This window comes from Pseudorhodobacter antarcticus, from assembly GCF_900110135.1.
Classification (GTDB): Bacteria; Pseudomonadota; Alphaproteobacteria; order Rhodobacterales; family Rhodobacteraceae; genus Pseudorhodobacter; species Pseudorhodobacter antarcticus.
In genome coordinates, this window is the sequence record NZ_FOCO01000077.1 from 1 (window position 1) to 7,461 (window position 7,461).

The 7,461-nt window shown below is 52.4% G+C and carries 4 protein-coding genes and 2 pseudogenes; 3 read left to right on the plus strand and 3 right to left on the minus strand.

Annotation, left to right across the window (positions count from 1 at the left end):
* Positions 1 to 315: pseudogene (locus BMY36_RS18400) on the minus strand (IS481 family transposase); the annotation flags it as partial.
* Between the two features lie 757 nt (positions 316 to 1,072).
* Here BMY36_RS18400 and BMY36_RS18405 point away from each other — a divergent pair.
* A complete protein-coding gene (locus BMY36_RS18405; RefSeq protein ID WP_139194146.1) occupies positions 1,073 to 2,290 on the plus strand; it encodes a hypothetical protein in 1,218 nt (405 codons plus the stop codon).
* A 130-nt stretch (positions 2,291 to 2,420) separates the two neighbouring features.
* On the opposite strand, the gene BMY36_RS18410 is transcribed toward BMY36_RS18405, so the two are convergent.
* The gene (locus BMY36_RS18410) at positions 2,421 to 4,316 is read right to left on the minus strand and encodes a hypothetical protein (protein ID WP_050520377.1); all 1,896 of its coding nucleotides are present in this window, start codon (positions 4,314 to 4,316) and stop codon (positions 2,421 to 2,423) included.
* A 442-nt stretch (positions 4,317 to 4,758) separates the two neighbouring features.
* The gene (locus tag BMY36_RS18415; RefSeq protein WP_139194147.1) at positions 4,759 to 6,366 is read right to left on the minus strand and encodes a tetratricopeptide repeat protein; all 1,608 of its coding nucleotides are present in this window, start codon (positions 6,364 to 6,366) and stop codon (positions 4,759 to 4,761) included.
* A gap of 436 nt (positions 6,367 to 6,802) precedes the next feature.
* On the opposite strand from BMY36_RS18415, the pseudogene BMY36_RS20995 reads away from it, so the two are divergent.
* Together BMY36_RS20995 and BMY36_RS20115 are read left to right on the plus strand one after the other, a co-directional pair.
* A pseudogene (locus tag BMY36_RS20995) lies at positions 6,803 to 7,015 on the plus strand (terminase small subunit); the annotation flags it as partial.
* Positions 6,993 to 7,136, plus strand: coding sequence for a hypothetical protein (locus tag BMY36_RS20115; protein WP_156215222.1), 144 nt, complete (start codon positions 6,993 to 6,995; stop codon positions 7,134 to 7,136). The pseudogene BMY36_RS20995 and the gene BMY36_RS20115, both read left to right, overlap by 23 nt.
* Positions 7,137 to 7,461 lie beyond the last annotated feature (325 nt).

Sequence of the window (7,461 nt, forward strand, 5' to 3'; positions counted from 1 at the left end):
CCGTGGCTCTTTCGTCGTCAGGGCACGCAGATTGCCCACTCCATGCCGCCGCAGACAGCGGTCCAGCCCAGAGCGAGAGACGTTCGGGTTTAGGAACTCCCGGACCACAGCAAGTAGGTCATCGAGGGATACCAAAAGCGTCTTGCGAAGGATGACCGCGACAGCCTCCTGCGCCGGAGTGAGAGTGGTCTGCAATCGGTGCGGAGTATGGCTGCGATCCTGAACGCTGTCTCTGGGCCTCCATTTATACACCGTCTGTTCGGTCGTGCCAAACCGTTCGGCCAAAACCGACGCAGCCTCATTGCTGGATTGGATCGCGGCTCGAACTTTCGGCGTCGTCGTTGCTTGCTTGCTTGTGCAAGCTGGATCAGCATGGTCGCCCTCCGTTCCGGTTGGCGGGAAAACAGTCCCCCGGATTGTTTTCTGATCCGCTGCACTCCCTCAAAACCGATCTTGCCATAAAAAAAGCAGATCGCCGAGGGTCTATGTGATCATCCGGGATGGAACAGCTAGCCGGAATCCATAAGAACTAAAGCGCTGTTATTGTTGGAAATTATGAACTATGTCGAGACAACTTTGGCCAGATTTTCAGTGATTGTAAATCCGGGCAAAGTTGCCACGAAATCGGGGTAAAGATCCGGCGAGGTCATCGATTGACCTACATGTTGTGCCGTAGTTGTTGATAGTCGCATTTCTGGGAGAGTGGAAGGCCCTGCCGCAATGCCTTTCCACACAGCAGCATTTTATCAACTCCAAGTTGGCGCTGTCGCACTTCAAACTTTAGGCTCCAGACTCATTGATAATCAAAGCCAGAACAAGACGGTTGCTGCGAGGGCGATGGCTGAAAGGAAAACCTTTGGGCAGCGTTGCCCGCGCTATGAACTGTGGCAGACGGCGCTCGTCAATACAAACGTCCGGGACGCGACATCTATGTGGGGCAGAGCAGTAACGCCGGACGCTTACGAAACAGCCGGACATTGTTCAATAAAAGACTAGGTGATGAATACCGCGAGCGCCTAAGGTGAGAGATTGCTTTCCCAAATGGGGAGCTCCATTTAGGAAAATATCAATCATGCAACCAATCCGAAAATTAAGCGGATGCGTTACACTATTATCATTTCTTTTCTGCCCTTTAGGGGCAGCGGCGCAAACCTTGCCGAATGGAAATTACGACACAACTGATTTTGGTGCGATCAATATTGAATGCATAGGCTCGGAGATGTGTTTTGGGACTTACGAAAACGGACAGTCTTACTTGTATTTGAACAGCAGGGACAACAACCAGAATTTCACCGGCTATTGGGTCGAAGCAGAATCCTCAAAACCTTGCGCCGTGACGCATCAGTTTCCCAACCTTCAATCCAATGCTTGGGGCAATGTGAATGTGACATTTGATTTTTCTGCGAACAGTCTGTCCGGATTTTGGGGATACTGCGAAGATCACCCCAACAAGACACTAGACGGCACGCGCGCAAAAATGCTCACAGCGCAGGAAACTACAAGCGTTGATGTCGCCTCCATAGCCCAGTTTCTTGTCGGCTCGTGGTTGCCGTCGCCAGATTCCAGCGCGCGCCGAAACGATAGCTACACATTCAATCCAGACGGCACATTTGTAATTTCAGACGGCTCCTCGAATTCGCCTATTGGCAACTGGACACTCAACAGTGCCGGCCAAATGATCATGGATGGCCGCGTCGATGAACCGCTTACTATTGAAATCGTAGGGCAAGACATCAAAATGGGGAGCGACCAGTACACGCAGGAACCGTTCAACGGTCGGTCCTACGGTGGCCAGAGCGTTTTGGGCGACGTACAGACCGAAGGCGTCTTTATACCAAAGTGGCCCAGCGATGGCACCACTCCCATGGTCGGCACTTATGAGCTGAGCTTTATCGTTTTGGAGTCCGTCGACAGCTTTCGACCGAGCACGGCGAATGCTTCAAGCAAACCGATCTATGTTGAATTCTGGAACACAACCGAGACCGTCACGACGGATGTCGATGGTCGCGAGGTGCGAAAGGACATCGTGGGATTTTGGCCAACCGAGTACGAAGTCAGCCCCGATTCACTCTCATTCCACGGATATCACCCGCAATGGGGAGATATCTATTTCGATGCGCGGTTCGACAGTACACGTGTGCAGACACAATATAACTATGAACGGGGCGGCGGTGACTCGTCGGGCTTCGACAAGCCCGCAAAAGCAGACGAGCCGCTGATTTATGGTGACATGCTCGTCAGAGGTCATATCTTTCGCGATGTCGCTCTGTATATCGGCTGGTTTGAATGATGGTCATTACGCGGGAATAGATAATCGCTGCGTAAACCACCTCGGACCAACCAACTGGTCCGAGGCGCCACATCTAGAAGGCCATAGAGGCCTTTGGTGCTGCACGATCCGCGCCGATCAAATGTCAAGCCTAATGCAGGCGTTGACCATTGGCCATAACGGACCCGTCTTCCTTGATTTCGATCTGCGAGGTCATCGTGTCCTCGGTACCTTCGACAATGCGGGCAAAAAGTCCCATCATCATCCGGGCGCTTGTGACCCCTTCTTCCGGCACCATTCCCATCGCAATCAACTTATCAAGCAGACCGTTGCCGCCAATCAATTTCAAATCTATCGTACCTGTGGGCTTAGGAAAGCCGTCAAAAGTCGTAAGATCGGTGTTGTCAAAAGTGAAATCACCGGTGCCGTGCAAATCAGCGCCAGCAAGGCGCACGGTCATCTCATTCAGCGTCAGCGATTGCATTTCACCGGAACCGTTGGCTGTTGTTGCGTCCGACATTGCGGCCGCAACTTCGGAGTCAAAGATATCGACCAGCCAGTTCCCTTTACCAACCAAATCCAACACCAAGGTGGCAGGATCGCGTGGAAAAAGAGACGTCGGATCGAATGTGTTCCAGATGTCATCACTGGCGGAAAGACCCACAAGCTTGATCAGCAGCCCAAAGTCTTCTGCTACATCAGACTGGGTGATTGGCATCAGAACGTCGAAAGCCGCCTCTTCCAGAGCGATGCTGATAAGCGGAAGCGGAATGGCTGCTCCCGAAACCTCAAATTCGACGCCCTTGGTATTGCCACTATAGGTCAGACGATCCTTGCCCATGGCAAGGTCCAGCTTGCCCGATGCGATCGCCCCGCTTGATGCAAAGCCACCAGTGCCTTCGTCTTGGGTGGAAAGGTCATAAGTCAGTGCGCCATGACTGAACATGCCACCAACCTTGAACCCAGCAGCCAGGGATTCCACCATTGTCATTGTGTAGAATGCGTCATCAGCGCTGCTCTCAAAGCTGGACTTCAGATCCGACAGGCTTGCCTGCAGTTTCGTTGTGCCCGTTCCATTTTGGTCTGGTGCCTCGATATCAATCGTCGCAACATCCGCAACAAGTCTGGAACTTACGGTTTGAATACCGCTGCCTTCAAATTTAAAAGACCCGTCGACGCCGCGAATGGCCAAGTCGAAAAGTATGTCCACCGGCACGCCATCGAGCGTCTTTTTCGCCATCGTGATCCTAGATGTGGGTGCGAAAAAATCGTAGGTTCTGTCCGTTTCATCGCCAGAAACCACAAGTGTCATGCCAGGTTGGCGGATCAACATGGTTATGTCAGCGGCCTTGCCCATAGCGTTAGTCGACGTCAAATTCACCGAATACTCGTCAGACATCGTGACAGTCACTTCGCTGTCATCTGTTTTCCCGATGACAATTTCAGGCACCGTCACGGTGAACCCGCCATCAGCAGTTTGCGATTTGATCGTGTAATTGCTGATAATCAGCGCATCGCCTAACACGCTTTCACTGCCGGTGACCGTCAGCTCAGGGTTGGCCGCGGCCAAACCATTCAAGCTGTCCCAGACGCTGCGCGATGTTACGCCGGCAAAAACAGCGTCAGCTGCGGGTTTGTCTCCGCGCGCGCCATTGAATTGCTGTGTTTGCGGGTCGTTGCAGTACCCCCAGGTGCCCGTCCAGCTGTTGCGCGAGGCATCAAAAAACAGATCAATCGTTCCCCAGGCTTCGGTGCTGATGTCATCAAAGTCCGTCGTCTCGGCACAGGGTTGGTCCGACGAAGGTTCCGCCCAGTACCCCAAATACACGCCGTCTTCATCAGTGCTGTCAATATAGATAAAGGATTGCCCGCCTTCATAGGCCCCGGTGCACTCTACACCTTCTGTCTTGTGGCAGTTTAACGCGATGTCGCCAAAGTCAGTTTCTGTGTAAGCCCCGCTTGGCATCGTCTCCGCGACAGCAGCAGAACCAAGGCAGAGATATGCAATCTGTATGAACGCCACGGTGGTCTTATAGATATGATTCATGAAGTCGATAGCCTCCAATTTTATTTTATCTTAGAGGCGCAGTCGTATAGGTGCACAACTTGTATAGCAAACGAATCCGACTATTTCAGCAAAACCGGAAAGTGGTCACGGTCGGGCTTAAAATCGTCGAGAACGCAATGACGGGGTTTGAGGGCGCGCGCTTTTCAACGCTGTCGTTTTGTCATACGGCCCCGAAGTTTATCGGGTGGGCCTCGCCCAATAGATCAAATCCACGATCTTGCGCCGCGCAGCATTACAATACTGTCAGGCCCCACAGCGCCTTGGGCTATCGCCCACTGCGCCGAAAAGCGTGATGCCAATAGACCGGAGGCCCACCAGAACCACATTCAAACTGGACCACCCTATGGGGGCACTCCAACTGTCCGCGGTGGGTCTGGGACCTGGATGCAGACACATAAGCACCGAAGTCCCGAAATAGCGTTTAATGTAGGAAGTTCAGTTCAAATAGGACTTTATAATAAATGTTCCCGCCGACCATGACGTCGCCGATAAGGATTGGCTCATCCGCATTCTTGGGGCGTACACCCCCAGCCACTTCATAGTTAGTCTGATTTTCTACGCGTGATCCGTCGAATTTGGCCGAGAAAAAGATGTCGCCCCAAACTTCATTATAGCCGCGGAAAGAAAGCTTTTCTGAGTTAACTTCATATGATGTGACTTCAAACGTTAATTGATCAGTGCGGTACCCGTTTCCCGCTTCGTCCATTTTGATCTCTTCTGCTTCATTCCAGAATTCCACATCAACGGCGGTTTCAAATCCCTCAGAAGCGGCAGGCGTAAAGCTATCTTTCCCACCGAGCGTGATTCGACGAAGTGAATACTCGCCGACCATGACGTCGCGTTCAGGGACGAAGACGCCACGTGGTTCAAAGTCACCGAGAAACTCTTGAATGTTATAGCCCTCGTCATTCAGCTTGTACCGCTCATGGCGGACACCTGAAAGAGTGATGCTGTCGTCGATGATCTCCAGCGCGACACTCTCGACATAATCGTCCAAGCGTAAAAAGCCATCCCGAGCGTTCCACCGGCCGGATCTGTTCGATATGCCGTCTGACCTAACATACGTGCCATTGGGATTAAAGGTAAGAGCCTCTGTTTGGCTCGCACCAGAATTCTGCACGGGCATCCAAGAGCCCATTATGAATGCGGGCAGACCGGTATTACATTCCTCAGGCACATGCCCTTCAAAGGCACCTTGCAGGGCGCCATTTTCAGCAATCCAGGTTTCGCGCACATATCGAAGGCCGCTCCACATGATACTGTCACGCAGAATTTCCAACCGGCCCGGCAGGCGATCGTTCAGCTGCAATTCACCGTTCGAAATTTCCCAGGTGCTGGAAGGCAGCAAAGGACCGCTGTCGTCACCCACTTCAAGCGATCCATCCGCGCCAAACGTGAATCTGTGCATACGGCGCTGTCCAGTGTCAGGAACTGGGAACCAGGAACCGACTAAGAACTCAGAAAGGATGAGGTCGCAGTGATCCATCGCAAGATTGTCTTTTCCAATCCCTCGCTCAACATGTTCCAGAAACAGCAAGTAGGGGTTACCTGGTTCCAGCTGCGCAATGAACCTCTCGTGCCACATTTCGGACACGGCTAAATCCTGTTCAACACCGTAGCCATTCATATAAATTTCATACAGCTGGTATTGCGCACCGATATGGCCTTGCTCGCCAGCCATTTCGTACCATTTTGCGCCAATAACCATGCGATCAAAATCTTCCAAATCAGAAAGATAATGTTGACCGATTGCTTGTTGCGCATTGGCATCTCCGCTTTCAGCGGCAAGGAAGAGCCATTTCAGACCTTCATCTTCGTCGATTTCAACACCAAAACCCCAAAGGTAGGCTTGGCCAATATAACTCTGAGAAAGAACATCGCCTTGCTCGGCCAATGGGCGCCAGTTTTCGTTTGCAGTCGCATAGTCGCCTGCGGTGTATGCCTCTAAGCCGGCCTCAAAATCTTGCGCTAGTGCCGTCATTGGGATCGAGAACATCAATCCAACACAGATCGTTTTCAGTAGTTGCACCGCAACTTCCTTTCTAAAATTTTTCGAAAATTTGAAATGCCACGAAAAGGTCCCTTCCTATTTGGTAAGGGGTGGGTTGGTCATTTTTTATCTTATCTCAATCCCTAACGTGAACGACAGGTCTTGCAAGACGCCAACAGTCTTCCCACGGCTAGGGCGTATCGCACGGCGACCGTCGCACATAACCCAGAATTTCGCTTTTCACCAGTCTAAACATAAATGCGGGACATAGCACCGGCAATGTGGAACATAGCACCGACTTTTGCCAGTCGATCAATTTTTTCTGGCGACAGGAGACGCTCGCGTTCGTTCTCAATCCGCCGACGAAACGCGGTTGTGTCTCGAAGCTGGTGGAAATTCTCTGGCGGCGTTCTCCGAGCATATTGATGTGGACCTGCTCAGGCTGCGAGGTGAAGGCTGAGCAGCTTACCGAGTCGCAGGGTATAAGAGGAAAGACGCCGCAGCAGGCGGTTTTGAAATCCTTAGAAAACCACATATCGCGGCAGAGGTTGAGCGTTTGCAGTTCATCAGGTTGGAAAAAATAGGCATATCAGCCAAGCGCGTCCTGAATGAAATCGCCAAAGCCGGATTTGCATCCATGCGCCGCGTGATGGTGATCGACAGCGATGGACAAAGTAGCCGAATGTGATTTCCGCATCTTAGCCGATCAACAACATCTAGGTCTGCTTTTCGCTTTTTTCTACGTTCGCGTTGCCTTCGCAGGGAATGCCCGCTTTCCTGAAGGTTTTTCGATGTGGGCAGCGGCGTGACGGTGGCGGCCATGAGATGGCGGCCCACGTTGACAAACCTCGGAAGGAGGAAGCCGCGGGGGTCTTGGAACATGCTATGGGGAAAGTGTGCTGGCGGTTGGGGCGACGGCTGTATCAAGGGTGCGGCTAAAGGTGCGCACGGCACCTGAGGCGTGTTCAAAAGCGTTCGATGATTCCGACAAAGCTGATCGTTCTGACGTGCATGCTGCCGTGTGTAATGTCGAAGTTGGGCAGGCACACCCTGTTCGGACCGGGCCTGCAGGGGGCAGCCGGTCGCGTTGTCTGGCATCTGACAGGCGGTGTGTCATACAGCCTGCTCCCACGG